This is a genomic window from Amycolatopsis sp. cmx-8-4 (genome assembly GCF_046548675.1).
GTDB lineage: Bacteria > Actinomycetota > Actinomycetes > Mycobacteriales > Pseudonocardiaceae > Amycolatopsis.
Map to the genome: position 1 here is coordinate 1 of NZ_JAEBDZ010000091.1, position 1,104 is coordinate 1,104.

Annotated in this window: 1 protein-coding gene; it reads right to left on the reverse strand. The window is 65.9% G+C overall.

The annotated features are described in order from the left end of the window. Nucleotides 1-26: 26 nt before the first annotated feature. Nucleotides 27-1,104 (reverse strand): IS630 family transposase (locus ACLJQZ_RS48520; protein WP_410628504.1); only part of this gene is annotated, 1,078 nt, incomplete at its 5' end.

Genomic DNA, 1,104 nt, shown 5'->3' on the forward strand with positions numbered 1-1,104 from the left:
CCTAGTGTCTCGTGATCCTGTTGTCATTACTTGGCGTTGTTGTCGACGAGTTTCTTGATGTTGGCCTGGACGAGTCGGACCTTGGCCAGGATTTCGTCGGCGGTGGCGGTCCAGGTGAAGGGCTTGGCGGTGCTGTTCCAGTGTGTGATGTAGTCGCGGATCTGTTTGATCAGGACCTTGACGCTGGTGAAGGTGCCGCGTCGGATGGACTGGCGGGTGATGATCCCGAACCAGGTCTCGATCTGGTTGATCCAGGACGAACCCTTGGGGGTGAAGTGGAACCGCACGTGCGGGTTGTCGGCCAGCCAGGCCTGGACCTCCGGCGTGGTATGGGTCGAGAGGTTGTCCAGCACGACGTGAACGTCCTTGCCGCCGTGCGGTTTCACGGCCTTCTTCAGGAACGCCAGGAAGGCCGCGCTGTCGCGGACCGGTGTGCACTCGCCCAGGACCTCGCCGGTGCCCACGTTCAACGCGGCAAACAGGTTCGTGGTGCCGTGGCGAACGTAGTCATGGGTGCGTTTCTCGGACTTGCCGAAGTCGATCGGCAGCAGCGGCTGGGTCCGGTCCAAGGCCTGGATCTGGGTTTTCTCGTCGATCGAGAGCACCACGGCACCGCCGGGCGGGTCCAGATACAACCCGACGATGTCGGCGACCTTCTCGGCGAACTCCGGATCCCTGCTCACCTTGAACGTGCCGTGACGATGAGGTCTGATCCCGTTGTCCCGCCACAATTTCGCGACATAGTAGTGGGACACGGACACCCCCTCGGTGCGGGCGATGAACGCAGCCATCTCCCGGCTCGACCAGTGCGACAGCCCGGTCGCCGGCGGCGGGCTGGTCCGGCTCAGCGCCAGGATCCGGGCCCGGACCGAGGGTGCGACCTGCTCGCGACCCGCGCCCCGCGGACGGTCGAGCAGGCCCGCGATCCCCTCCGCCGAGTAGCGCTCCAGCCACAGATCCACCGTCGGCCGCGACACCCCGGCCAGCACGGCCACATCCTTCTTCTGCCTGCCCTCGCCGCACCACAGCACGATCCGGGCCCGCGTCGCGACCGTCCCCGCCACATCCGGGCTGTACACCAAGGCCTGCAACTCGCCGCGCTGC